The organism is Roseateles rivi (genome assembly GCF_043555845.1).
Taxonomy (GTDB): Bacteria; Pseudomonadota; Gammaproteobacteria; order Burkholderiales; family Burkholderiaceae_C; genus Roseateles; species Roseateles rivi.
Map to the genome: position 1 here is coordinate 319223 of NZ_JBIGHZ010000004.1, position 23490 is coordinate 342712.

The 23490-nt window shown below is 68.1% G+C and carries 21 protein-coding genes; 4 read left to right on the forward strand and 17 right to left on the reverse strand.

The features are described from left to right. Positions 1-15: 15 nt before the first annotated feature. The 5 genes from ACG0Z6_RS11610 to ACG0Z6_RS11630 all read right to left on the reverse strand — a co-directional run bounded on the left by ACG0Z6_RS11610 (position 16) and on the right by ACG0Z6_RS11630 (position 6404). Complete coding sequence (locus tag ACG0Z6_RS11610; RefSeq protein ID WP_394461538.1) at positions 16-681, reverse strand: dienelactone hydrolase family protein; 666 nt, start codon at positions 679-681, stop codon at positions 16-18. Between the two features lie 38 nt (positions 682-719). Continuing rightward, the gene (locus ACG0Z6_RS11615; protein WP_394461540.1) at positions 720-923 is read right to left on the reverse strand and encodes a hypothetical protein; all 204 of its coding nucleotides are present in this window, start codon (positions 921-923) and stop codon (positions 720-722) included. 138 nt (positions 924-1061) lie between these two features. Further along, positions 1062-2198 carry a S41 family peptidase gene (locus ACG0Z6_RS11620; protein ID WP_394461542.1) on the reverse strand — a complete coding sequence of 379 codons (1137 nt, stop codon included), beginning with the start codon at positions 2196-2198 and terminating at the stop codon, positions 1062-1064. A 221-nt stretch (positions 2199-2419) separates the two neighbouring features. After that, positions 2420-2836, reverse strand: coding sequence for a hypothetical protein (locus tag ACG0Z6_RS11625; RefSeq protein WP_394461544.1), 417 nt, complete (start codon positions 2834-2836; stop codon positions 2420-2422). 16 nt (positions 2837-2852) lie between these two features. Further along, complete coding sequence (locus tag ACG0Z6_RS11630; RefSeq protein ID WP_394461546.1) at positions 2853-6404, reverse strand: indolepyruvate ferredoxin oxidoreductase family protein; 3552 nt, start codon at positions 6402-6404, stop codon at positions 2853-2855. Between the two features lie 250 nt (positions 6405-6654). Between ACG0Z6_RS11630 and ACG0Z6_RS11635 the strand changes: the two genes are divergently transcribed. The 4 genes from ACG0Z6_RS11635 to ACG0Z6_RS11650 all read left to right on the forward strand — a co-directional run bounded on the left by ACG0Z6_RS11635 (position 6655) and on the right by ACG0Z6_RS11650 (position 10192). Continuing rightward, entirely contained in the window at positions 6655-7221 is a 567-nt protein-coding gene (locus ACG0Z6_RS11635) for an Lrp/AsnC family transcriptional regulator (protein WP_394461548.1), read from the forward strand. Positions 7222-7343: 122 nt separating this feature from the next. Continuing rightward, positions 7344-9092, forward strand: coding sequence for an amidohydrolase (locus tag ACG0Z6_RS11640; RefSeq protein WP_394461550.1), 1749 nt, complete (start codon positions 7344-7346; stop codon positions 9090-9092). Between the two features lie 111 nt (positions 9093-9203). Then, positions 9204-9383, forward strand: a complete 180-nt coding sequence (locus ACG0Z6_RS11645; protein WP_394461552.1) for a hypothetical protein — start codon at positions 9204-9206, stop codon at positions 9381-9383. A gap of 83 nt (positions 9384-9466) precedes the next feature. Further along, complete coding sequence (locus tag ACG0Z6_RS11650; RefSeq protein ID WP_394461554.1) at positions 9467-10192, forward strand: DUF3047 domain-containing protein; 726 nt, start codon at positions 9467-9469, stop codon at positions 10190-10192. 86 nt (positions 10193-10278) lie between these two features. Here ACG0Z6_RS11650 and ACG0Z6_RS11655 read toward each other — a convergent pair whose 3' ends face one another. From ACG0Z6_RS11655 to gspG, 12 genes are all read right to left on the reverse strand, one after another. Next, positions 10279-13431 carry a S8 family serine peptidase gene (locus tag ACG0Z6_RS11655; RefSeq protein ID WP_394461556.1) on the reverse strand — a complete coding sequence of 1051 codons (3153 nt, stop codon included), beginning with the start codon at positions 13429-13431 and terminating at the stop codon, positions 10279-10281. A gap of 27 nt (positions 13432-13458) precedes the next feature. Further along, a complete protein-coding gene (locus ACG0Z6_RS11660; RefSeq protein WP_394461558.1) occupies positions 13459-14160 on the reverse strand; it encodes an NF038120 family PEP-CTERM protein in 702 nt (233 codons plus the stop codon). Positions 14161-14355: 195 nt separating this feature from the next. Further along, on the reverse strand, positions 14356-14769 hold the full coding sequence (locus ACG0Z6_RS11665) for a type II secretion system protein (protein WP_394461560.1): 414 nt from the start codon (positions 14767-14769) through the stop codon (positions 14356-14358). Beyond that, on the reverse strand, positions 14756-15145 hold the full coding sequence (locus ACG0Z6_RS11670) for a type II secretion system protein (protein WP_394461563.1): 390 nt from the start codon (positions 15143-15145) through the stop codon (positions 14756-14758). The genes ACG0Z6_RS11665 and ACG0Z6_RS11670 overlap by 14 nt, the downstream gene beginning before the upstream one ends. Before the next feature lie 3 nt (positions 15146-15148). Then, positions 15149-15631 carry a type II secretion system protein gene (locus ACG0Z6_RS11675; protein WP_394461565.1) on the reverse strand — a complete coding sequence of 161 codons (483 nt, stop codon included), beginning with the start codon at positions 15629-15631 and terminating at the stop codon, positions 15149-15151. Beyond that, positions 15628-17844, reverse strand: coding sequence for a secretin N-terminal domain-containing protein (locus ACG0Z6_RS11680; protein WP_394461567.1), 2217 nt, complete (start codon positions 17842-17844; stop codon positions 15628-15630). Before ACG0Z6_RS11680 ends, ACG0Z6_RS11675 begins: the two co-directional genes overlap by 4 nt. Next, positions 17844-18392 (reverse strand): hypothetical protein, encoded by a 549-nt coding sequence (locus ACG0Z6_RS11685; protein WP_394461569.1) that lies wholly within the window; start codon positions 18390-18392, stop codon positions 17844-17846. The genes ACG0Z6_RS11680 and ACG0Z6_RS11685 overlap by 1 nt, the downstream gene beginning before the upstream one ends. After that, positions 18389-18943, reverse strand: a complete 555-nt coding sequence (locus ACG0Z6_RS11690; RefSeq protein WP_394461571.1) for a hypothetical protein — start codon at positions 18941-18943, stop codon at positions 18389-18391. The genes ACG0Z6_RS11685 and ACG0Z6_RS11690 overlap by 4 nt, the downstream gene beginning before the upstream one ends. Next, the gene (locus tag ACG0Z6_RS11695; RefSeq protein WP_394461572.1) at positions 18940-20277 is read right to left on the reverse strand and encodes a hypothetical protein; all 1338 of its coding nucleotides are present in this window, start codon (positions 20275-20277) and stop codon (positions 18940-18942) included. The genes ACG0Z6_RS11690 and ACG0Z6_RS11695 overlap by 4 nt, the downstream gene beginning before the upstream one ends. Then, positions 20258-21796, reverse strand: coding sequence for a GspE/PulE family protein (locus ACG0Z6_RS11700; protein ID WP_394461574.1), 1539 nt, complete (start codon positions 21794-21796; stop codon positions 20258-20260). The genes ACG0Z6_RS11695 and ACG0Z6_RS11700 overlap by 20 nt, the downstream gene beginning before the upstream one ends. Further along, on the reverse strand, positions 21793-22986 hold the full coding sequence (locus ACG0Z6_RS11705; RefSeq protein ID WP_394461576.1) for a type II secretion system F family protein: 1194 nt from the start codon (positions 22984-22986) through the stop codon (positions 21793-21795). The genes ACG0Z6_RS11700 and ACG0Z6_RS11705 overlap by 4 nt, the downstream gene beginning before the upstream one ends. Beyond that, a complete protein-coding gene (gspG, locus tag ACG0Z6_RS11710; RefSeq protein ID WP_394461579.1) occupies positions 22986-23408 on the reverse strand; it encodes a type II secretion system major pseudopilin GspG in 423 nt (140 codons plus the stop codon). Before gspG ends, ACG0Z6_RS11705 begins: the two co-directional genes overlap by 1 nt. Positions 23409-23490 lie beyond the last annotated feature (82 nt).

Below are 23490 nucleotides of genomic sequence, written 5' to 3' on the forward strand. Positions count from 1 at the left end.
AAAGCGCCGCGCTGCTCAGCGCAGGTGCTGGCGCAAAAACGCCGTGCTGCGCTCAAACGCCAGGGCCGCGGCCGCGGCGTCAAACACCTCTGGGCGGGCGTTGTTGAAGAAGGCGTGGTCGGCCGCGTAGTGGTGCAGCTCGGGCTGCAGGCCTGCGCCTTGCATGCGCTGCGCCAGGTCTGCCGCGGCGGCTGGGGTGCACCAGTCGTCAAGCTGGGCAAAGTGGCCCTGCAGCGGGACGCGGATGCGCGCCGGGTCGGCCAGCTCCAGCGGCGGAATGCCGTAGAAACACACGGCCGCCGCCAGCTCCGGCACATGCACGGCGGCTGAAATCGTCAGCGCCCCGCCCATGCAAAAACCCAACACGCCCACGGCGCGCCCGCCTTGGTGCAAGTGCTGGGCCGCACCGCGCAGGTCTTGGTGCGTGGCGTCAGCAAAGTCCAGCCCCGTCATGAGGTGGTTGGCCTCCTCGCCCGAGCTGGCCAGGCGGCCCCGGTAGAGGTCCGGCGCCAGGGTGCTGAAGCCGGCCTGCGCAAACCGGTCAGCCACGCTGCGGATGTGCTCGTTAAGCCCCCACCACTCCTGAATCAGCACCAAACCCGGTGCGGCCGCACCCGCATCGGCGAAATACGCCGCCGTGCTCTGGCCGTCTGGCCGCTTGAATTCGATCATCGCTCCCATGCAAACCACTCCTGTGTCGATCGGGTAGCGATCATCGCTCAGTGCGCGGGGCGGTGGTGCGTGGTGGCCTGCCAATCGGGCAGCTTGGCCAGCTCTTGGGCGGTTTGGTCGTCGGTGGTGACGGAGAACTCCGAACTGCTGCGTTCGACGAAGTAAGCGCTGCGGAAGCGGTGCAGCAGCGCGCCCAGTGCCTTGCGTGCTTCGTGCTGGGGGCCAGTGAACGTCAAAGTCAGCGTGGTCATGCGTACTCCTTGCTTTCATCGGGAAGCCGCATCCCTGGTTGGGGTGCGTGTTCCTCAAACGCGCAGGAGTCCGTCTGGTTGACGATGGCATTCAAAGGGGGCCCAGCGCCGCACGGTCTGCTGAGCCTGGCAACACCGCTAGGGCTGAGGGCGAGCCGAAGTGCCTTCCAGGTACTTCAGGGCCAAGTCCACCTCTTGGGCCCACGCGGCTGCATTGTCCGACGCTGGCAGTCTGACGTCTGGCGGTATGCCAATCATGTCCACTTGCTTGCCCTGTTGGCGCCGGATGAACGTGGTGGCGTAGCTGATCTCGATTTGCCCCGATGGGCTCATCACCATTCGGACGTTGGACGCATCCAAAGCCCCATGGGTGTTTCGACCCATGAGTGTGACGCGGGGGTTTTGCCGTGCCGTCAACACAAACTGCTCGCCCGAGCTAGCGCAATCGCGATCGATCAAGATCACCACTCTTTTGGGATTGCCCAAGGCCTCCGAAGTGTCGATCTTGTGCACGACCACGGGTTTGTCGGCCATGGGAACCCAGCCTCCTGGCGACGATTTCATGCGCTCAATCAGCGCATCAACCCATTTCACGGTTTCTTGATTGGGTAGGTGTGGTCGTATGGCCTGCCAGGCGCTCACATTGGCAGGGGAGGCAAAAATGTCGGGCTGCTCATAGTGATAGGTGGCAGGGCCCAGCAAGCGAAGCAAGGGATCAAATGCCGAGTCAAACCCGCCGCCGTTTTTTCTAAGGTCGAGGATCAAGTTCTCGGCGTCTCGTACTCCATCGTGGTTTTTTTCGATAGCTTTGAGCAACTGCTGCCTGTCCTCTTCCCAAAAGGCTGGCACCGTGATGAGCGAGGTTCGGGCGGAAAGGCGCTGGGTCGTTACGCCTTCGGGTTTTGGGGTTGACTGTGAACTTTCCTGCGGTGGGGTGAGGCTGCTTTTGGCCCTCGCCCAAAGGTGCCCTGAGCGGATAGAGGCCATGAAACGTTCGATCAGCGCCTCGCACGCGCTGGGCGACTGCACGTCCTTGGCAGCCTGGCGCTCTTTGTCGAGCACCGCAAGAACAGACGCTGGGTAGGTTTTCCAGCCCGCGCCTTGAATGCCCGCATCATTGGCCAGCAGATAGTCGGCCGTGAAGTCCAAATCTCCACGGCAGTTCAATGCCAACGGGGGTGTTCCCGCCGCGGTGGCGTGGGCTGCTTCCTCACACCAAGCGCTGGCAGAGTTCAGTAACAACACCAACGAAAGAGAAAGTCGCAACCCGTTCATTTGTCCCCCATGATTTGTGTCGAATGCCCGCAAATAACCACTTCCCGGTCGGCGCAAGCGGGTGGATTAGATCAGGCTTGCGCAGTGCTCAAGCCTTCTGCCAGCGCTGCATGAGCTGCACCCATTTGGCTTTGGCCGCGTGCAGGTCACGCTCTCCTTCAGCGGGTCGCAGCCGCGGAGGTATGCGGGGGCTGGCCATCTCGCCGGCCAGGAGCGGGTGCTCAGGACTCTCGGTCGTTGATGTTGCAAGCCACCAGGCGCGCCACCCACTGCAGGCGGTAGCGCTGGCCATTGGGCGCGGTGGCTTGCAGCTCAGCGCTGTGGCCCCAGGGTGTGGCCACGCGCGGTTTGGCGAACTCGCGGCGGCCTCCTGTTTCTTGCAGCCCCAGCGAGAACTGCAAATCCGCCGCACCCTGCTGCTCTGTGGCGGTGACGCTGATGCGCAAGCCTCCCTCCAGCGCCGCACTGCCCATCTGCCCAGGCACCAGCAGCAGGCGCAGCGCTGGCAGGGCCTGCGCGTTGTGCGACACCTGCAAGCTCAGTTCCACGCAGGCCGACTGTTCGGTCGAGTGCTCGGTGGACTCTGCGGGCTGCGCCATCACGGCCGCCGCGCCAAGCATGAATCCAGCCATGACCATGAACGCTCCTGTGGGCTCAGCTTTGTTGCCAGCGCTGCATGAGTTGCGCCCACTTGGCTTTGGCGGCGTGCAGGTGGCGTTCCTTCACGTGGCCGTAGCCGCGGATGTCTTCGGGGATGCGCGCAATCTCGCAGGCCAGGGGCAGGCGCTCGGCGCTGAGGCCCTTGGCCAGGATTTGCTCGATGCTGGCACGGTAGTCCTGGATGAGCTGGCGCTCGGTTTTGCGCTCCTCGGTGCGGCCGAAGGGGTCCAGCGCCGTGCCGCGCAGGCCTTTCATCTTGGCCAGCAGGGACAGGGCCGGGCGCAGCCAGGGGCCGTAGGCGGTCTTGACGGGCTGGCCTTGCGAGTCCTTCTTGGCAAAGAGGGGCGGGGCGAGGTGGTGGACGATTTTGTAGTCGCCCTCAAACTGCGCGGCCACCTTTTGCGCGAACTGGGTGTCGCTGTGCAGGCGCGCCACTTCGTACTCGTCCTTGTAGGCCATGAGCTTGAAGAGGTAGCGCGCCACGGCTTCGGTCAGCCGGGTGCTGCCCAGTGGGCTTTCTGCGGCGCGCACCTGTTCGACAAAGGCCTGGTACTGCGCGGCGTAGGCGGCGTTTTGGTAGTCGGTGAGGAAGGCCACACGCTTGGCCAGCAGCTCGTCCACGCCGGGGCGCTTGACGATGTTGATGACCTGCCGCGCCGCGTAGAGCGCCTGCACGGCGGCGAGGTCATGGGCGCAGCGACGCCCCCATTCGAAGGCGGCTTTGTTGTTGTCGATCTGCACGCCGTTGAGTTCCACGGCGCGCATGAGCGCGGCGTAGGACAGCGGAATGCGCCCTTTTTGCCAGGCGTAGCCCAGCATGAGGGGGTTGGTGTAGAGCGAGTCGCCCAGCAGCTTGACGGCCACTTCTTCGGCGTCGAACTGGCCCAGGTGGCTGGTGCCCACGGCCTTGGCGATGGCGGCTTCGCAGGCCGGGCCGGGGAAGGACCAGTCGGCGTTGTGCACCATGGAGGCGGTGGGGGAGCCGTGGGTGTTGAGCGCCACGTAGGTGCGGCCTTCGCGCATCACGGCCAGGGTGGTTTTGTTGGCGGCGACGATGGAGTCGCAGGCAATCACCAGCTGGGCCTCGGCGGTGCCGACCTTGGTGCAGTGGATGGCTTCGGGGGTGTTGGCAATCTGGATGTGGCTCCAGGTGGCGCCGCCTTTTTGCGCCAGGCCTGCGGCGTCTTGCGTGATGACGCCCTTGCCCTCCAGGTGTGCCGCCATGCCCAGCAGCTGACCGATGGTGATGACGCCCGTGCCACCCACGCCCGCCACCACAATGCCCCAGGACTCTTGGGCGTCGGGGATGGTGGGTTGGGGCAGGGCCGGCAGGCTGGCGTCAAAGGGGTTGACGCGCTGCTCTTTCTTGGGCTTTTTGAGCGCGCCACCTTCGATGGTGACGAAGCTCGGGCAGAAGCCCTTCACGCAGCTGAAGTCTTTGTTGCAGGTGTTTTGGTTGATTTGGCGCTTGCGGCCGAATTCGGTTTCCAGCGGCTCGATGGAGAGGCAGTTGGATTGGATGGAGCAGTCGCCGCAGCCCTCGCACACCAGCTCGTTGATGAGGGTGCGCTTTTGCACCTCGGCCATCTTGCCGCGCTTGGTGCGGCGGCGCTTTTCGGTGGCGCAGGTCTGGTCGTAGATGATGACGCTCACGCCCTTGATCTCGCGGAACTGGCGCTGGATGGCGTCGAGCTCATCGCGGTGGTGCACGGTCACGCCAGGGGCCAGGGCGCGGCCGGTGTATTTCTCGGGCGCGTCGGTGACGATGACCAGCTTGACCACGCCTTCGGAGATCAGGCTGTTCATGATCTGCGTGACGGAGTGGCCCTCGGGGCGCTCGCCCACTTGCTGGCCGCCGGTCATGGCCACGGCGTCGTTGTAGAGCACCTTGTAGGTGATGTTCACCCCGGCGGCGATGCTCTGGCGAATGGCCAGGATGCCGCTGTGGAAGTAGGTGCCATCGCCCAGGTTGGAGAAGATGTGCTGCTCGTTGGTGAAGGGCGCTTGGCCCACCCAAGGCACGCCCTCGCCACCCATTTGCGTGAAGGTGGCGGTCTGGCGGCCGGGCATCCAGGTCACCATGTAGTGGCAGCCAATGCCGCCCACGGCGCGCGAACCCTCGGGCACGCGGGTGCTGGTGTTGTGCGGGCAGCCGCTGCAGAACCAGGGCGTGCGGTCGGCCCCGGCGGCGGCTTGTTCTTCAGCCTGCAGGGCGTTTTCTTTGGCTTCGATGACGGCCACGCGCGCATCCAGCCGCGCGGCGATGTCGGCGTCCACGCCCAGCTTTTTCAGGCGCTTGGCAATGGCGCGGGCAATGATGGCGGGCGTGAGGTCGGCCTGCGGGCGCAGCAGCCAGTGGTTGCTGGGGTTGGGCACGCTCCACTCGCCGCCGTCGGCATCACCCGCGTCGAATTTGCCCAGCACATTGGGGCGCACATCGGGGCGCCAGTTGTAGAGCTCTTCCTTGACCTGGTATTCGATGATCTGGCGCTTTTCCTCGACCACCAGAATTTCCTGCAGGCCGTTGGCGAACTCGCGCGTGATCTGGGCTTCTAGCGGCCACACCACATTGACCTTGTGCAGGCGAATGCCCAGACGCCGGCAGGTGGCGTCGTCCAGCCCCAGGTCGTGCAGGGCTTGGCGGGTGTCGTTGTAGGCCTTGCCGCTGGTGATGATGCCAAAGCGGTCGTTGGGGCCTTCGATGACGTTGTAGTTCAGGCGGTTGGCGCGGATGTAGGCCAGCGCCGCATACCACTTGTAGTTCATCATCCGCGCTTCTTGTTCCAGCGGCGGATCGGGCCAGCGGATGTGCAGGCCTCCGGCGGGCACCTGGAAGTCTTCGGGCAGGATGATGTTGACGCGGTCCGGGTCCACGCTCACCGAGGCGCCGGACTCGACGATTTCCTGAATCGTCTTCATGCCCGACCACAGGCCCGAGAAGCGGCTCATGGCAAAGGCGTGCAAGCCCATGTCCAGGATGTCCTGCACGCTGCTGGGGAAGAAGGTGGGGAAGCCCACGGCCTTGAAGACGTGGTCGCTTTGGTGTGCGGCGGTGGAGCTCTTGGCGATGTGGTCGTCACCGGCAATGGCAATGACGCCGCCGTGCCGGCTCGTGCCCGCCATATTGGCGTGCTTGAAGACGTCGATGCAGCGGTCCACGCCCGGGCCCTTGCCGTACCACAGGCCGAACACGCCGTCGAACTTGGCCTTTTCGGGGAAAAGGGCCAGCTGCTGCGTGCCCCACACGGCGGTGGCGCCCAGCTCTTCGTTCACGCCGGGTTGGAAGACGATGTTTTGCTTGGCCAGGTGCTTTTTGGCGGCCATCAGCGCCTGGTCATAGCCCCCCAGTGGCGAGCCCCGGTAGCCCGAGATAAAGCCCGCGGTGTTGAGCCCGGCTTGCGCATCGCGCGTGCGCTGCAGCATGGGCAGGCGCACCAGGGCTTGCACCCCGCTCATGAACGCGCGGCCGCTGTCCAGCGCGTATTTGTCGTCGAGCGTGACCTTCTCCAGCGCGCGCAGGATGTGATCGGGCAATGGGGCGTTCATCGGGAGTCTCCTGGTAGGTGGCCATGACGCGCTTGCACAGCCGCTTGTGGCGACCGGCGCGTACTTGTGCTGCCTGCTTGGCCAGTATGGCGGCGAGGGCGAAGATTTGGCGTGGGCGAGTGTAGAGAAATTCCCCAGTTCAGTGCTTTCTTGTTCGCAACAGTTTCACGTTGATTTGGCAAGGTTCTTTCGCAAGCAAGGGCTAACATGGATCAAATCTTGTGCGCAACGCGGCGATTGCCGACTGACCATGAACGCCACCCGCAAATCCGTCCGCGCCGCTACGGCCAGCACCGCTGCCCTGGCCGAGGCCGATGGCAGCGCCAGCGAGGGCGTGCTGGACCGCTACCACGTGGCCATCCTGGGGGAGCTGCAGCGCGAGGCGCGCCTCTCTAACGCCGAGCTGGCGCAGCGCATCGGCCTGTCCTCAGCACCCACCTGGCGGCGTGTGCGCTGGCTGGAAGAGCAGGGCTATATCACCGGCTACCGCGCCGAGATCGACCGGCGCAAACTCGGCCTGGGCGTGCTGGCTTTTGTGCGCGTGGATGCCGACCGCAACAACGCCGCGGCCACGCGCGAGCTCGAAGCCGCGCTGCGCGGGCTGCCCGAGGTGATTTCCTGCCACTACATCAGCGGCGCGGGCACGTTTGAGCTGCAAGTCATGGCCACGGACCTGGACGCCTTCAGCCGCTTTTCCATCGACACCCTCTTGCACCTGCCCAATGTCAAAGACATCCACACCAGCTTCTCGCTGGGCGAAGTCAAGGCCGCCGGGGCCTTGCCGCTGGGGCATTTGAATTGCGGCCAGCGCGGCTGAGGCTCAGGCTGGGGACACGCTGGGCATTCATGCCAGGGGGGTGGGGCTGCACCTGAGGCCGTCCCGTCACCAAGGTCCGTGGCAGGATCAGCGCCGCCTTTGACTGATGAGGAGGGCGTGAGATGCGTATTCAATCCCTGACCATGGCCGCACTGGCCGTGGCGCTAGCAGGCTGTGCTCAAAACCCTGCAGCACCGCTGGCTCATGCCGCGGCAACGGCGACGCCCATGGCCAACGAAGCCGAAGCCGCCGACACCATTTACAGCGGCGGGCCCATCGTGACGGTCAACGACCGCCAGCTCAGTGCCGAGGCTTTGGCGGTGAAGAACGGCCGCATCGTGGCGGTGGGCGCCTTGGCCGATGTGACGCGCTTGCGTGGCAAGCGCACGCGCTGGGTGGATTTGCAGGGCCATGTCTTGACGCCTGGGTTTGTCGACCCTCACGCGCACTTTGGGGGTTTTGGCTCCCAGGCCATTGGCGCCAACTTGTTGAACCCGCCCGACGGTGATGTCAACACCGTCAGCGACGTGGTGCAAAAGCTCAGAGAGTTCGCGCAATCGCCCGACGTCAAGCGCACGGGCTGGGTTTTCGGGCTGGGCTATGACGATGCGCTGCTGGGTCGCCACCCGACCGCTGAAGACCTGGACCAGGTGTCCACCACCTTGCCCGTCATCGCCGTGCACATCTCGGGGCATTTCTCGGCCGTCAATTCCGTGGGGCTCAAAGCCCTGGGCTATAGCGCCGACACCAATGACCCGCCAGGCGGTGTCATTCGCCGCAAGGCAGGCAGCCGCGAACCCAATGGCGTGCTGGAGGAGCTGGCCAGCATTCCGCACATGATCAAGGCCGTGAACCCCAGCAAGCCCGAGGATATCGAGTACTTCACGCGCCGCGGGCTGGAGCTGGCCAAGAGCTTTGGCTACACCACGGCGCAAGAAGGCCGAGCCTTCACGGCCAACCACAACGCCTTTGCGGCCTACGCGAACAAGTATGGTTTTGAGATCGATGTGAATGCTTATGTCGACTACCTGGACCGCAAGCTGCTGGACGACAGCAAATGGTTTGGCCCCAACTACCAGCAAGGCTACCGCCTGGCTGGATTGAAGATCACGCTGGATGGCTCGCCCCAAGGCCGCACGGCCTGGCGCACCCAGCCCTATTTGTTGCCGCCCGACGGGCAGCAAGCTGGCTACAAGGGCTACCCCGCACTTGCCGACGACAAGGCCTTGATGGCGCTCTACGACGAGGCCTACCGCAAACACTGGCAGGTGTTGACTCACGCCAACGGTGACGCGGCGGTGGACCAACTCATTCGGACGATTTCGCCTGCCGTGACCCAGTACGGTGTAGGCCAGCGGCGCAACACCCTGATCCATGGGCAGTTTGTGCGTGAAGACCAACTTAAAACATTGGCCGAGCTGGGCATCATTCCGTCGCTGTTCCCCATGCACACCTTCTACTGGGGGGACTGGTATGAGCAGATCGTCGGCTCTGTGGCGGCACAGAAAATTTCGCCCCTGCGCACCGCGCTCAAATACCACCCGGTGGTGACCAGCCACACCGACGCACCCGTGGCGCTGCCCAATTTGCTGCAGGTCATGGACGCCACGGTCAACCGCACCTCGCGCAGCGGCAAGGTGATGGGGGCGGCTGAACGGTTGACACCGCTGGAAGCGCTCAAGACAGTCACGCTGTGGGGTGCGTACCAGCATGGTGAGGAGGCGCACAAGGGCTCGCTGGAGGTGGGCAAGCTGGCCGATATGGTGGTGCTGTCGGACAACCCGCTGACGATTGAGCCGCCAAGGATCAAGACCATCAAGGTGCTGCAGACCATCAAGGAAGGCAAGACGGTGTGGCAACGCCAGCCTTGAGCGCCGTGGTGCCCCCTCGGCGCAGCGCATTGCGTCGCTTGATGCTGGGGGGGGCTTGGTCTCGGTGGCTTGAGCGCCGGGCCGTTGCGCGCTTGCGAGCTGCATCTGTACATGGCGGGTTTGGGCTTGGATGCAGACATCGCCATTGAGCCACGGGTGCGTGATGGCCGCCGTGTGGCCTTGCTCACTGACGCCAGCACCGCGCTGGGCCTGCTGCTGGCTCAGCACCGGTTGGCGCGAGGCTGGTGGGTATACGCGGGTGCGCCGAGCGACGCTGCGCCCCAGCGCTGAACGCGTAGCAGCGCTGCAAAGGCGTGTGGCCCGTTACAGTGCGCCGCGCGCTTTGCGCTTTGTCGCCTTTTCGTTCTGGATTTATGAAACCATGTTCCTGCGTTTTGACGCTGGCAGCCGCCTTGTGGCTGTGTGGCTGCGCCCATCTGCCGGGCACCGGACCTGACACGGGGTTGGGGCCTCGCACCGCTGCGGTGGGCTTTCCACCGGGCTGGCACCACCTGCCCATACGCCCGGGCAAGGCACTCACGCAGTACCGTTGGGTGGAGGGGGAGGTGATCCACGCCGACGCCACCCACAGCGCCAGCATGCTGCTGCATGAGGCGCGCGGTGTGGACTTGGCGCGCACCCCGCTGCTGGCCTGGCAGTGGAAGCTTGCTGAGCTGCCCGAAGGCGCCCAGCACCATGTGGCTGCGCGCGAAGACGCGGCGGCGCGCATCGTGCTGCTGTTTGACGGCGACAAAACCCAGCTGCCGCTGGAGGACCGCATGGCGCTGGCCATGGCCGAGGCCATCAGCGGCCGCCCCATGCCCTATGCCACGCTCATGTATGTGAGCTCCTCCAGCGCCGAGCCCGAGGCCCTCATTCCCAACCCCCACAGCGGGCGCGTGCAGAAAATCGTGGTCTCCCGCGACAGCCAGGCCCTGGGGCAATGGCTGTCCCTGCAGCGCGATGTGCGCGCCGACTACGAGCGCGCCTTTGGCCACGCGCCCGGGCGCCTCATTGCCTACGGTGTGATGAGCGACGCCGACAACACCTACAGCGAGGCCGAAGCCTGGTTCCGTGCTTTGCGTTTTGTGAAGCCTTGAGCCGCCCTTAGCAGCCGGGCCGCCAGCCCCGGTGCTTTGGGGGTGGCGGCCCGGTGGGGGCGCTGCGCGTGGCGTGCGCCGCAGGCTTACTTCAGCAGGTCTTCAGCGCGGGCGGACTGCGCCGTGGGCAGCGGGTCGTTGGTGAAGACTTCCACCAGCGTGCTGGCCTCGATCTGGCCATCCACCTTGTAGTTGAGCAGGCCCAGGTAGCGCGCATTGACGGCCAGCCCCGACCAGGCCAGGCCCACGGAGGCCGTGCCGCCCGTCACCGTTTTGCCCGGTGCCAGGGCCTTGAAGCCACCACCCGTGCTGCTGGTGTTGAGCATCCAAGAGGACATCGAGTAGGTGGTGCTGGTGCGCCCATCCCCCAAGCTGTAGGCGACAACGCAGACCTTGTAGGTGCCTGGGGCCGGGTTGACCAGCGTGATGGTCTCATTCGAACCGGAGGTGGTGCTCTGGGCCAGGCGCTTGTTGCTGGTGTTGTAGAGGAACAGGTCCAAATCGTCCGGCGTGCTTTGCCCGGCGCCACTGGTGTCGGCGTTGTAGAGCGCCCAGCGCGCAGCGGTGGTGTTGGCCGGGATGGTGACGGTGCTGACGCGCACGGCTGGATCGGTGCCGGCGGCGCACAGGCTGTCGGCTGCGCCCTTGTTGCTGCTGCTGAAGGTGTCGGTGCTGCGTGAGGCTGCTTTGAGCCCGGACTTTTCAATCACCAGCGGGCCACTGAAGCCCGTGCCCACGCTCAGCGTTTTGGAGCCCGAGGTGGACTCGGCATACACCGAGGCCGGGGCGGCCAAAGCCTGGGCGCGCGCAATCAGGGGGCTCTTCACCGTGTGGGTGCCGTCGCTCCAGGTCAGATCGCCGTAGGTCCAGGTCCGCATGGGCGCGCTGGTGCGCGTGAGCTGTACCGTGAAGCTTTGCTTTTGCCCTGGCTCCAGTGTCATGCTGGCCGGAGAGACCACCACGTTATAGCCCGGCAGCGAAGTTGTGGCGGTGTAGGTGGCGGTGGCGCTGCCCACATGCGTGACGGTGCGCGTCAGCGTGGTCGAGCCCAGCACCGACGACGCGGTGAGCGAGGCCAGGTTCAGGTTGTGGGGCTGGATCGAGCCGCTGACCTGACACTGCGCCGCCGCACTCAGGCCCAGACCGCACAAGAACTGGGCGTAGTCCAGCGCGCCGGCGTCATACACCAGCCCCGGATCGGCCGCCAGATTGGGGCGTACATGCCCGGCACCGCGAGCCCAGGGCAGGCGGCCATTGGCGTTGGCGGTGGGGCTCCAGGGCAGGGGCATGTCCACGCCATCGTCCAGCAGATCGCCAGCGGTGGTCATCAGGGCGGACTTGATCATGGCAGGCGACCAGTCGGGGTGGCGCTGCTTGAGCAAGGCTGCCAGGCCGGCCACATGCGGTGCGGCCATGGAGGTGCCCGAAATCATGTTGTGGGCCGTCTTGGTCGTGGTGCCCCCGGCTTTGAGTGCGGCCACTTCGGTGCTGCTGAGGCTGGGTGCGTAGGCCGCAGCAATCATCACCCCCGGAGCCGCCACGTCGGGCTTGAGCACGCTGGCGTTGGCGGCGTTGGGGCCACGTGAGGAGAAACCTGCCGTGATGGGGGCATCCATGTCCAGGCGCACCGTGGCGCCGGAAATTGCTGCCGTGGGGGCACCGCCGCCCTGGGCATAGGCCAGTACGGCGCGGCCATCGAGCATGCTCAGATGCACGGAGGGCACGCTGTGAGCGTCAGCGCTGCGGCCGCTGCCGTCGTCCGCCAGCACCATGCCCACGCCACCGCCGGTGGCCACAGCCGCGCTCTTGTTCACGCGCGCATTCGTGCCGCGCTCGCACAGCACCACTTTGCCGGTGACTTTGGCGGGGTCCAGTGCCGCATCGGCCGAGCCCCCGTATTGGGTGCGGTCCGCTGCAGTGAAGCACAGGCGCAGGGCCTCGCGGTCGGTGGCGCTGAGGTCCGCCCAGGGGCGCATGCCCGCATCGCGTGCAGCCACCAAGGTGGTGGCGGGCAGCGGACTGGTGGTGAGCGAGCCCCCCAAATACTGGGTGCCGTTGCCCAGGGTCAGCACGGTGGCCACCAGGCGGTTGTGCGTGGACGCCGCCACGGTGGTCAACCAGGGCCCCAGATTGCTCGCGGTGTAAGTGGCTGGGCCGTTATTGCCTGCCGAGGCCGACACAAACACACCGGCATTGGCGGCATTCAAAAATGCCTGGGAGACAGAGTCCGTGAATGAGCCACCGCCCGTGCTGGGGCCGACGGAATAGTTGATGACGTCCACCCCATCGGCTACAGCCTGCTCGATGGAAGCCACCGAGCTGGAGCTCGCGCAGCTGGAGCCGCCCGAGGTGGTGGTGTAGCAGGTCTTGTAGGCCGCCAGGCGTGCGCGCGGCGCAATGCCGCTCATGATGCCCAAGTCAAAGCTGCCGATATTGGCCGCCACATTGGCGTTGCCGCCCGCCGTGGAGAGGGTGTGTGAGCCATGTCCACCGCCATCGCGCCCGGAGTAGTAGTCCGAGGCGTGCAGGGCCGCGGTGCTGGCCACAAAGGAGCGAATGCCCAAGAGCTTGTTGTTGCAGTGCTGGGCCAGGATGCCGGGCTTCAACTCGCAGCCTATGCCCTTCCACTTGGCCGGAGGGGCGCCGTAAACCAGGGTGCCTGCCGGGTCGCGGGTGGGTACGCCGTTGGCGTCGACGCGGTCGGCAAAGCTCAGGTTCTCGGGCCACACGCCGCTGTCGACCATGGCAATGATCATGTCCTCACCGGCCTTGCCCTGTCCACCCAACTGCTCCCACAGGCCTGCAGCTTGGTTCAGACCCAGGAAAGAGGGCGTGGTGCTGGTGTGGGGCACGAGCATTTCGTCGGCCTCCACGCGCAGCACCTGGCTGTTTTTCTTGAGCTCGCGCACCTCAGCATCGGTCAGGTTGGCGGCAAAGCCGTTGAGCACCACGTTGTAGCGCTGGGTGATGTGCTCGGGGCTGATGTTTTGCAGCACGGCGCTTTGCTGGCGCTGCAGGTGTTCAACATAGGCCTGCACGTCGCTGGCGCTGACGTCCAGTCTGGTGCCTGAGGTGGGCTTGGTGGCGCTCAGCCCGGCCACGCCGCCGCTGTAGGCTGCAACCGGTGCTTGAACCAGCTGCACGATGTAGGGGCGGCGCACTTCCTGGGCCTGCACGGCCAGGCTCAGTGCCAGGGTGGCGGCTGCCAGCGCAGCCAGACGGAATCGTTGGTGTGTCATCACAGAGCTCCTTGAGCTGCTCAGGGGTCAGGCGGCGCGGGCGTTGCGGCGGCGGGCCAGGGACAACACCCCCAGGCCCAAACTCAGCAGGGCATAGGTGGTGGGCTCGGGCACGGCAGTGACGTAGCTGATGTTGTCCACCGCGAACTGGGCCAGGTTGCTGGCGGGGTTGCCGCAGCTGCCGCCGTTGTCAAACAAACAGGCGCTGAGCGTGACGCTGGTGAAGGCGGTGGTGGCAAAGCTGCTGCCGGCCAAGTTCCAGGCAGTGAAGTCCCAGCTGCCCTGGGAGTTGGCGGCCGTGAAGTCCTGGCGCACCACCAGTGTGCTGCCGTCGGCTTTGGTGCCGCTGAGCACCAGCTGCCCAAAGCCGCCGGGCTGGCCCACCATGGGCACCGGCGCCAGGAAGGCAAAGTCCAAGGACTGCAGGTAGAGCGGGCTGCCGTTGAGGTCACGCAGGTTCAACCCGCCGTCGTTGAGTGCCGCGAAGTAAGTGCTGCTGGCGCTGGGGCAGGTCAGGTTGTCGCAGCGGTTGGGGTCGGTGCCATCGACCACCACGCCGGTCAGGCCGTTGGCGTCACCCAGGCTGGTGAGCGCGCCGCTGCCCGAGTAAAACTCTTCGCCGCCAGCAAAGATGGTGGGGGTGAGGTCGTTGAAAGTGATGGTGGCGGCCTGCGCGGCCGTGCCGCCCAGTGTGGCGACGGTCAGTGCTGCGGCGCAAAGTGCTTTCATGGCAATCCTGTGTAGCGAGAGGGTCTTGTGGACTCCACCCCCACTGGGCAGCTCGGCAGGCTTGCGCTGTTGGCGTCCTGCCTTACCCGTCAGAGGGTTGCGGCTGTGGTGGGTGGGACGTCAATCGAACAGCTGATTGGCCACTGCATTGTGTGAAGTAGTTCACGGCAAACCCATCCCAATTTGCCCGCCCACTCAGGTGCGGGGGGCAGAGGGCGCCGTGTCGGCCTCCGCTGGCAACACGCGGCTGCGCACCGCCATAAAGCCCGGTCCTTCGGGGGCGGGTACCAGCACCCAATCGGTCTGCTGGGTGTAGGGGTCAGGATAGAACTGGCGCAGGTGGTGCAGCGTGCGCGGGCCACGGCGGTCCTGCAGCAAGTCCTGCACCGTGCGCGGCCACTGCGCGGGCGCTTGGGCACGGTAGCTGGCAATGGCGCGTGCAAATGCCTGGCTGCGAAAGTGCAGCTCGCGCTCGCGCTCGCGCTGGGCTGCGGCTTGCCAGCGTGTACCCACGCCCGCCAGCGCGGCAGCGCTGAGCGCCACAAAGAACAAAAGCCACAGGTAGGTGAACCCGCGCTGGGGGGCGGGTCGCGTCTCACCAGTCGGCATACAAGCGCCCGTCGCTGCCGTGGCCGGCCGCACCGCTCCTGACGTCGTAGAGCTGCCCGGGCAAGGCCGCATCGGGCGGTGGGGGCAGCTCGATCCAGGTTTCGCGCTGCTGGGCCAGCGGGTCCAGCGGCAGCTCGCGCAAATAGCGCTGCGCCACCAGGGCCTGCAGCGACTCGGGGTAGTGCTGGTGGTCGGCGGCGTATTGGTCGATGGCGTCGCGCATCACCGCCAGCGAGCTGCGCAGCGCCACCTCTTTGGCGCGCTGCAAGCTGGCGAAGTAGCGCGGCGCGGCAATGGCCGCCAACAGCGCCACGATGGCCATGACCACGATGAGCTCGATGAGCGTGAAGCCCTTGCGCCGGCGTGTGTGCAGCATGGGCTACCACTCCCGATAGAGGCTGCCGTCCAGCGCGCGGCGCGGGCTCAGCGAGTACACATCAAACACATCGCGCCCGGGGCGTGGGGCGTCGGGCGGGCTGTCGGCGGCGCGCAGCCCCCATGTGGCCTCGCTGGGCAGAGTGGGGTCGGCAAAGGGGTCGCGCGGCAGGCGGCGCAGAAAGTAGAGGCGCCGCCCCTGCGGCGACTTGGCATCGGGCACGCCGCGCACCAGGGCTTGCAGGTCGGGCGGGTAGCCGCTGGCGTCAGCCGCGCTGGCCACATGGCCGTCCAACACGGCCTGGTGGTAGGCGTCGAGGGCGCCGCGCAGCGTGCGCAGGGCCTGGCGCAGCTCAAACTCCTGGCTGCGCTGGGCCGAGAGCTGCAGCACCGGCCGTGCTGCCGCCGCCAGCACGCCCAGCAGGGCCAGCACCACCAGCATTTCGATGAGCGTGAAGCCGCCGGGGCCGCGCCGCGCTGGGCTCATGAACCCGCTCCCACCGCCACCAGCCCCGCGCCTTCTTGACGCACGGGCGGGCGCTCGCCGTTGAGCCCGCTGGCCGCGAGGCCCGTGGCGCGCAGCTGCTGCGACTGGCCGGCCGCAGCGGGCAGGGCGCGAAAGTGCAGCACGCGCTCGCCGCGCGGTGGCAGCTCAAAAGGAATGCGCCCGGGCGCGGCGCCCGAGACGGTCTGCAGCGACTCCAGGCGCGTGGCGTCGTACTCCAGCTGCCCGCGCAGCATGAAGCCGCTGTCCTGGCGCAGGCTCACCGCCACTGTGCCGCCCGCGTCGACCTGCGGCGTCACGTCCATGCGCAGCACGGCCTCGGTGTTGCTGGGCGCCGGTGTGACGCTGGGTGCAGGCGCTGCCGCGTCCGCGCTGCTTGCTGGGCTGGCGGGTGCCGCTGCGGGTGCAGTGCCCAGCCCGCCCCCGGCGCGGCTTTGCGCTCGCAGGCGGCTGCTGAAGGCGCCGGGCGATGCGTCCGTGCCCGCGGGCAGCTGGGTGCTGCCGGCGTCGGGCAGGCTGAGGTTGCGCAGCACGCGCGGGGTGATGAGCAGCACCACCTCGTTCTTGCTGCGCGTGTCGCCCTGCACGCCAAACAAGCGCCCCAGCAGCGGCAGGCCCGACAGGCCGGGCAGCCCGGCGGCGTTGTGGCGGTCCTCGTCGCTGATGAGCCCGGCCAGTACCTGCGTTTCGCCATCGGCTAGGCGCAGCGAGGTGGTGGTTTGCCGCGTGCCGATTTCATAGCCCGTGGTGCCGCCGGGGCCCGTCACCTGGCGCACGATATTGCTCACCTCCAGATTGACCTTGATGGAGACATCGTTGTCCAGCTGGATGGTGGGCTCCACCTCCAGCTTCAGCCCCACGTCCAGATAGGACACCGAGGCCGCCACCGAGGTCTGGCCCGTGAAGTTGGTGGTGGTGGTGAACACCGGCACTTTTTGCCCGATGACCACCCGCGCCTTGTCGTGGTTTTTGACGCGGATCTTGGGGTTGGCCAGCAGCTGGGCGTTGCCGCTGCTGCCCTTGAGCTTGGCCACGGCCAGGGGGTTGGCAATGGTGGCACGCAAGTCCCCGGTGATGTGCCCGCGCGAGTCCAGCACGATGGCGTCGCTGCCGCCGGGCAGGCCCAGGCTCACCGATTCGGGCCACTGCAGGCCCAGGGTGTTGATGCTGTCGGAGGCCAGCTCCAGCACCTCCACCTCCAGCATCACCTCGGGCTCGGGCATGTCCACCGAGGCCACCAGGCGCTCCACCAGGCGCAGCACCTCGGGGGTGTCGCGCACCACCAGCAGGTTGAGGCGCTCGTCGATGTGGATGTCGCGCACCTTGGCCATGGTGCGCACCAGGGCCTGCACCTGCTTCACCTCGGCGTTGGTGAGGTAGAAGGTGCGCGTCATCAGCTCCTGGTGCTCGCGCTGCTTGGCCTGGGTGGCGGGGAAGATGAGCACGGACTGCTCGTTGAGCAGCTTGCGGTCGAGCTGCTGGGTGTTGAGGATGATGCGCAGTGCCTCGTCCAGCGTGACGCCCCGCAGGTAGAGCGTGACGCGGGCGTCGGCGCGCACGTCTTTGTCAAACACAAAGTCCACCTGGCTGGAGCGGGCCAGCACCTCAAACACCTGGCGCAGCGGCGCTTCGCGAAATTCCAGCGAGATGATTTTTTGAAACGCCGCGCCCATCTCGGCCGCACCGGCGTGCTCCAGCGGGCGCGCCTGCTGCAGCTGTTGCAGCAGGCTGCGCGCGCCGCTGTGCTGCGGGGCTTCGGCCAGCACGGTGCGGGCCAGCGCCTCGGCCGTGCCGAGCTTGCCCGCGCGCAGCGCGTCCTGGGCCTCGGCCAGCTGCGTCTGGTGGCGCTGGGCGCGTGCCAGCGCTTGCGTGAGGGTGGCCAGGCGTGGGTGCTGGGGCTCCAGCGCGCGCAGCTCGTCGATCAAGGTTTGGGCCGGGGCCCACTGCGCGCTGCGCAGGGCGGCCTCGATCTGCGTGATGAGCTGCTGCTTGAGCTGCTCGCTCACACGCAGCTTGGCCATGCGCAGCTGGGTGTCTTGCGGGGCCTCGCGCAGGGCTTGCGCCAGCACCGCGTGGGCCTGGGGCAGCTGCTGGTGCTGGCTGAGCGTTTCGGCCTCGCGCAGCGCGGGGTGGCTGCAGCCTGCCAGCACGGTGGCCAACAGCAGGCCCAGGCGCCAAGAGTAGGGGTGCTTCATCACAGGGGTCGCAAGGCAATGTTGACGGGCAGGCCCGCGGGCAGCCAGCGCAGCTGGGCACCCTGGGGGCCGATGTGTTCCACGCGCCAGCTGCCGTCCAGCACATCGCCCACGCGCAGCGCGGCGCTGCGCTGGGCATTGGCCACGAACAGCACGGTCTGGCCACCTTCTTCCATGCGCCCAATGGCCTGGTAGGGGAAGGGCGGTGCGACCGGTGGCGGCGCGGGGGGGGGCGACGGGGGGGGCGGCGGCGGCGCTTCGGGCGGCGGCGGCGGTGGGGCCCAGGCCAGCAGTGCATCGGCCTTGGCGCTGGGCCAGGGCTGGCGCTGCAGCGGCGCCGGGTTCCAGGTTGGTGGGGTGGGTGCAGCACTGGCAGTGGCGCCAGGTGTTGCCGTGCTGGGCGCTGCCGGGCTGGGCCGCGCGCGCACCAGGGCCTGGGCGGCGGCAGGGGCGTCGGCCTCGTCGTCTTGCGTGGCGCTCCACAGCGTGGCGGCCAGCGTGGCCCCCAGGGCGCTGGCCCACAGCGCTTGGCGTTTGCTCGGCCTCATGGCGTGCCCTCCGTGCTTCGGGCGTGCAGCGACCACAGCAGCTCCGCCTCCAGCAGCGGGTCTTGCGGTTCTTTGCGCTGCAGCTTGAGCCCGTCCAGGCTCAGCGCAGGGTCGTGCAGCAAGGCGGCTTCAATGAACTGACGCAGCTCGGCATAACCGGCTTGCACGGGCATGCGCACCTGCAGGCGCTGCAGGCCGGACTGGGCCTCGCGCTGCAGGCGGTGTTCGGTGTGCGGGGCGTTCACGCCGTGGCGCAGGCCCAGCTCCAGCAGCTCGGCCAGGCGCTGCGCCTGGGTGGCGGCCTCGGGCAAGTTGGCCTGCCAGGCCTGGGTGCTGAGCAGTGGTGGTGCGGCCGAGGCCGCGCTTTGCGCGCTGCGTGCGGCTGCTTCCAGCGCCTGCAGTTGCGCTTCTTGTTGGGCTTGCTGCGCGGCCCAGCGGGGCCACAGCCCCAGCGCCAGCGCGGCCGTCACCAGCAGCGCCAAGCCGCCAACAGCGCCGGGCCAGCCCAGGGCCTGGGCGGCGCGCTGCAGTGCAGGGGGCCATCGGTTCATGGCGCCACTCCAGAGGCCGCGCTGGCCGCTGCCGTGGCTGCCAGCACGCGGGTGTCGAGGCGCGCTTGCACATCAAAGCGCAGGCCGCTGCTGCCGCCTTCGCCCTGGCGCAGCGAGCCCAGCACCACGTCCTGCCAACCGGCTTGTGGGCGCAGTGCTTCCACCAGGCCCAGCGCGGCACTGCGCTCCTGCGCCCAGCCTTCCAGGCGCAGGGTGGACTGGGCACTTTGGAAGTCCAGGCTCAACCAGCGCAGGGCCTGCGGGCCCGCGCTCAAGCCCGCGCGCTCCACCTGCGCCAGCAGGGTGGGCCAAGGCAGGCTCAGCAGTTGCTGGGCCTGAGCCTGGGCGGGCGTGGGCGGGGTGAGCTGCGCGGCATGAGCCCGGGCCTGGGGCGTGCGGGCCTGGGCCAGCGCCAGGGCGGTGCTGCTGGCTTGCAGCTCGGCATGGCGCTGGGCGCTGCTCCAGGCGCTGGCCAGCAGCAGGGTCAGGCCGCCCAGGGCCAGAGCCCAGCCCAGGCGCTGCGACGGGCGCAGGGCAGCGGCGTAGTCGGGCTGGGGCAGTTCCGGCGCGCGCCGCGGCGGGCTTTGCAGCAGCGCGGGGTTGGGGTGGCTGGCGTTGAGCGGGCCCAGCACTTGCAGCCCAGCGCGGGGCCGTGGTGCACCGTCGCTGAGGCCAAAACCGGCCAGGCGCAGCGGCAGGCCTGGCGGGTGCAGTGTTTGCAGCAGGGCGTCCAGCGCCTCTGCGCTGGGGGCGTGCAGGCGGCGGTGGCTAAGCTGGCGGCATTGGCCGTGCTCCAGGCGCAGCCAGCACAGCAGCGGCCCTTCCACCCAGGCCAGAGCGGCGTGCTCGGCGTGCAGCCAGGGCGCATCGGTGCTGGCCAGGTGTTGCAGCAGCACGGCCCAGGCCGGGCGGGCCTGGCTGAGCCATTGCTGGTGCTGCAGGGCCTGCGCGCGGGTGGCGGCCCAGTCCAGCCCCGACAGGGCACTGGCACCGCAGGGGCCTTGAGCGCTGCGCCAGGGCGCCAGGGCCCAGTGCTGGGCGGCGCTGCCGTGGTACTGCGTGAACTGGGTGCGGGCGTAGTGCTGCACGGCGCTGAGGTCGGGCAGGGGCAGCTCGGGTGCGCACAGCAGCGGGTGCTGCAGCTGCTCGGCCAGCACCAGCTCCACACGCGCGGGGCCTTGCTGGGCCAGCCACTGGGCCAGGCTCTGGGCGTGGCTGGCGTCTTGATCCAGCGGCCACACGCCCTCGGGCCCCAGCCACAGGCGGCGCGGCCGCGCCAGGCGGGCCTTCAGCCAGGGCAGCCAGCGCCGCGCTTTACTCGGCGAGCGTGACACGTTCGAGCTCCTCAAAGCTGGTCTCGCCCGCGCACACGGCTTGCAGGGCCACGCTGCGCAGCGGCTGCATGCCCCGGGCCAGGGCGCTTTGTTTGATGTGCGACATGGGCGCGCGCGTGGCGATGAGGTCGCGCAGCGTGTCGTCCAGGCGCAGCACCTCGGCCACGGCGCGCCTGCCGCGGTAGCCCGTGCCGCGGCAGTGGCCGCAGCCCTCGGCGCGGCGGAACTGCCCGGCCTCGGCGGCGAGGCCGTGGCGCGCCAGCGTGGCCGCGTCGGGGCTGTGGCTGCGCGCGCAATGCGGGCAGAGCCGGCGCATCAGGCGCTGCGCCACCACGGCGTTGAGCGCGGCCACCACGTGGTAGAGGTCCAGCCCCATGTGCATGAAGCGGCCCAGCACGTCAAACGCGTTGTTGGCGTGGACGGTGGAGAACACCAGGTGCCCGGTGAGGGCGGCTTGCACGGCGATTTGCGCGGTCTCGGCGTCGCGGATTTCGCCCACCATCACGCGGTCGGGGTCGTGGCGCAGGATGGAGCGCAAGCCGCGCGAGAAGGTCAGCCCCTTTTTCTCGTTCACCGGGATTTGCACCACCCCCGCGAGCTGGTATTCCACCGGGTCTTCGATGGTGATGATCTTGTCCTGCCCGGTGTGGATTTCGCTCAGCGTGGCGTAGAGCGTGGTGGTCTTGCCGCTGCCCGTGGGGCCCGTCACCAGCAGCATGCCGTGGGGCTGGCGCGCTTGCAGGCGTATGGCCGCACAGGCCGCTTCGCCCAGGCCCAGCGCGGCGAGTGTGAGCGCGCCTTGCGCCTGCTCGATGCGCGCGCGGTCCAGCACGCGCACCACGGCGTCCTCGCCAAACACGCTGGGCATGATGGAGAGGCGAAAGTCAATCTCGCGGCCCTGCACGCGCAGCTTGAAGCGGCCGTCCTGCGGCAGGCGGCGCTCGCCGATGTCCAGCTCCGCCATCACCTTCAGGCGCGAGACCAGCTGCTCGGCCAGCAGCGTGCCTTCGAGCTGGCGCAGCAGGCTCATCACCCCGTCAATGCGCAGCCGCACCGTGGCGCCGCGCGCCGTGCATTCGATGTGCACATCGCTGGCGCCGTCTTGCAGCGCGTCGTAGAGCGTGGCGTTGAGCAGCCGCACCACCGGGCTGGCCTGCTCCGAGAGGTGCAGGGCCGAGAGTTCCTCGGTGGTGTCGGGCGTGCTGGCGGCGCTGCCCAGGGCCTCGTCCACATCGGCCAGGGCGCGAAAGTCCGCCTCGCCCGCGCCCAGCCAGTGGCTCAGCGCGGCGGCGTCGCAGGCCTGCCAGTGCACGGGCTGCAGCAGCCGTGCTTCCAGGCTTTGCAGCAGCAGCTCGTCGCGCGGCTGGTCGCTCAGCAGCGTGCAGTGCGCGCCCGCGCTCACCGCCAGCACGGCGCGCCAGCGCTGCGCCTGGGCCTGCGGCCAGCGCTCAAAGTCCAGCCGCCAGGGCGCGTGTGCGGCGTCCAGCCAGTCGCTCAGGGCCAGGCGGGGCGCGCTCATTGCACCTGCTCCACCAGCTGAAAAATGGGCAAGTACATGAGCACGATGATGGTGCCAATCACCACGCCCATGAGCAGCATCAGCGCGGGGTTGATGGCGCGCGTGATGAGCTCGGTCAGCCGCACGGCTTCCTCGTCATGAAAGGCCGCTGCGCGCTCCAGCATCTGCGCCAGCTCGCCGCTGCGTTCGCCCACGCGCGCCATGCGCAGCGCCACGGGCGTGGCCAGGCCCTGGGCCTCCAGCGCTTCAGACAAACGCCCGCCTTGCTCCACCTGCAGCGCCGCAGCATCCACCGCCGCGCGCCAGGGCAGGGCCATCACCTCGCGCGCAATGCGCAGTGCGGCCAGGGCAGGCACCCCGGATTGCAGCAACAAACCCAGGCAGCGGTAGAGCCGCGCCAGCGCCAGCACGCGCAGCCGCGGTGCCAGGCCCGGCAGCGTCCACAGCCGCGCCAGCAGCGCCGCGCGCAGGGCCTGCGAGCCCACCGCCGCCACGCCCAGCGCCAGCAGCAGGGCCGCGCCACTCAAGCTCCACCAGGGATGGGCCTGCAGGGCCTGGCTCAGCCCCATGAGCAGGCGCGAGCCCCAGGGCAGCTCCTGCCCCAGCCCGTCCAGAATGCCGCTGAAGCGCGGCAGCACAAACCACAGCAAAAACACAATCACCGCGCTGCCTGCCACCAGCAGCAGGGCCGGGTACACACAGGCCGCCAGCAGGCGCGCGCGCAGCTGCTCCACCCAGGCCAGGTAGCGCGCGTGCTGCGCCAAGGCATGGCCCAGCTGCCCGGTGCGTTCATTGGCCGCCACCAGGGCGCACAAGAGTTCATCAAAAGCCTGCGGCTGGGCGCGCAGTGCGGCCGACAGTGGCTGGCCCTGGCGCACCCAGTCCGCCACGCCCAGCAGGGCCTGGCGCACGCCCTCGTGGCGCTCTTTCTCGCTGAGCGTGCCCAGCGCCTCAAGCAGGCTGATGCCCGCATTCAACAGCACCGCCAGCTCCTGGCTGAAGAGCTGCATGGGCCGGTGCAACTTGCGGCCCACGCGCTGCGGTGCGGCCTGCGCCGCGCTGCGCAGCTCCAGCACATGCGTGGGCGGCACGCCCAGCGCCGCGGCCACGCCCAGGGCATCGGCCGCCTGCACCCGGCGCCACTGCGCGCCGCTGCCCGGCACAAACACGCGTGCTTCAAAGCTGGGCATTACCAGCTCACCACATCCGCGTCCTCGGCAGTGCCGCCGGGGCGGCCGTCCCGGCCCAGCGAGAGCAAGTCGTACTCGCCATGCTCGCCGGGCGCGCGGTAGAGGTAGTCATGCCCCCACGGGTCTTTGGGCAGCGCCTTGCTCAGGTAGGGGCCCGCCCAGCGCGCCTCACCCGCCGGGGCTTGCATCAGCGCCTGCAGGCCTTGCTCTGCACTGGGGTAGCGGCCCACATCCAGCCGGTACTGGTCCAGCGCCTTTTGCAAAGCGTCAATCTGCGCCCGCGCCGCCTTCACCTCCGACTTGCCCACCTGCGCAAAGTAGCGCGGCGCCACATAGCCCGCCAGCAAGCCAATGATGACCATCACCACCAGCAGCTCCAGCAGGGTGAAGCCCCGGCAACGCCCCGCCGGCAAGGCACGCAAAGGGGAGCAACAGCAAGCAAACGGCGGCATGGCAGACACAGTCCAATTCAAACCTTCGAGCGCCCCAGTGTTCCTGCCACCC

What these genes read in the sequence shown, in the direction of transcription:
- ACG0Z6_RS11665 (WP_394461560.1), bottom strand. Translation starts at nt 14,769, where the DNA reads ATGCCGACTGGTGAGACGCGACCCGCCCCCCAGCGCGGGTTCACCTAC.
- ACG0Z6_RS11705 (WP_394461576.1), bottom strand. Translation starts at nt 22,986, where the DNA reads ATGCCCAGCTTTGAAGCACGCGTGTTTGTGCCGGGCAGCGGCGCGCAG.
- ACG0Z6_RS11645 (WP_394461552.1), top strand. Translation starts at nt 9,204, where the DNA reads ATGGCGGGTTTGGGCTTGGATGCAGACATCGCCATTGAGCCACGGGTG.
- ACG0Z6_RS11610 (WP_394461538.1), bottom strand. Translation starts at nt 681, where the DNA reads ATGGGAGCGATGATCGAATTCAAGCGGCCAGACGGCCAGAGCACGGCG.
- ACG0Z6_RS11620 (WP_394461542.1), bottom strand. Translation starts at nt 2,198, where the DNA reads ATGAACGGGTTGCGACTTTCTCTTTCGTTGGTGTTGTTACTGAACTCT.
- ACG0Z6_RS11700 (WP_394461574.1), bottom strand. Translation starts at nt 21,796, where the DNA reads ATGAGCGCGCCCCGCCTGGCCCTGAGCGACTGGCTGGACGCCGCACAC.
- ACG0Z6_RS11655 (WP_394461556.1), bottom strand. Translation starts at nt 13,431, where the DNA reads ATGACACACCAACGATTCCGTCTGGCTGCGCTGGCAGCCGCCACCCTG.
- ACG0Z6_RS11685 (WP_394461569.1), bottom strand. Translation starts at nt 18,392, where the DNA reads ATGAGGCCGAGCAAACGCCAAGCGCTGTGGGCCAGCGCCCTGGGGGCC.
- ACG0Z6_RS11640 (WP_394461550.1), top strand. Translation starts at nt 7,344, where the DNA reads ATGCGTATTCAATCCCTGACCATGGCCGCACTGGCCGTGGCGCTAGCA.
- ACG0Z6_RS11650 (WP_394461554.1), top strand. Translation starts at nt 9,467, where the DNA reads ATGAAACCATGTTCCTGCGTTTTGACGCTGGCAGCCGCCTTGTGGCTG.
- ACG0Z6_RS11680 (WP_394461567.1), bottom strand. Translation starts at nt 17,844, where the DNA reads ATGAAGCACCCCTACTCTTGGCGCCTGGGCCTGCTGTTGGCCACCGTG.
- ACG0Z6_RS11625 (WP_394461544.1), bottom strand. Translation starts at nt 2,836, where the DNA reads ATGGTCATGGCTGGATTCATGCTTGGCGCGGCGGCCGTGATGGCGCAG.
- ACG0Z6_RS11615 (WP_394461540.1), bottom strand. Translation starts at nt 923, where the DNA reads ATGACCACGCTGACTTTGACGTTCACTGGCCCCCAGCACGAAGCACGC.
- ACG0Z6_RS11670 (WP_394461563.1), bottom strand. Translation starts at nt 15,145, where the DNA reads ATGCTGCACACACGCCGGCGCAAGGGCTTCACGCTCATCGAGCTCATC.
- ACG0Z6_RS11635 (WP_394461548.1), top strand. Translation starts at nt 6,655, where the DNA reads ATGAACGCCACCCGCAAATCCGTCCGCGCCGCTACGGCCAGCACCGCT.
- ACG0Z6_RS11660 (WP_394461558.1), bottom strand. Translation starts at nt 14,160, where the DNA reads ATGAAAGCACTTTGCGCCGCAGCACTGACCGTCGCCACACTGGGCGGC.
- ACG0Z6_RS11630 (WP_394461546.1), bottom strand. Translation starts at nt 6,404, where the DNA reads ATGAACGCCCCATTGCCCGATCACATCCTGCGCGCGCTGGAGAAGGTC.
- ACG0Z6_RS11675 (WP_394461565.1), bottom strand. Translation starts at nt 15,631, where the DNA reads ATGAGCCCAGCGCGGCGCGGCCCCGGCGGCTTCACGCTCATCGAAATG.
- ACG0Z6_RS11690 (WP_394461571.1), bottom strand. Translation starts at nt 18,943, where the DNA reads ATGAACCGATGGCCCCCTGCACTGCAGCGCGCCGCCCAGGCCCTGGGC.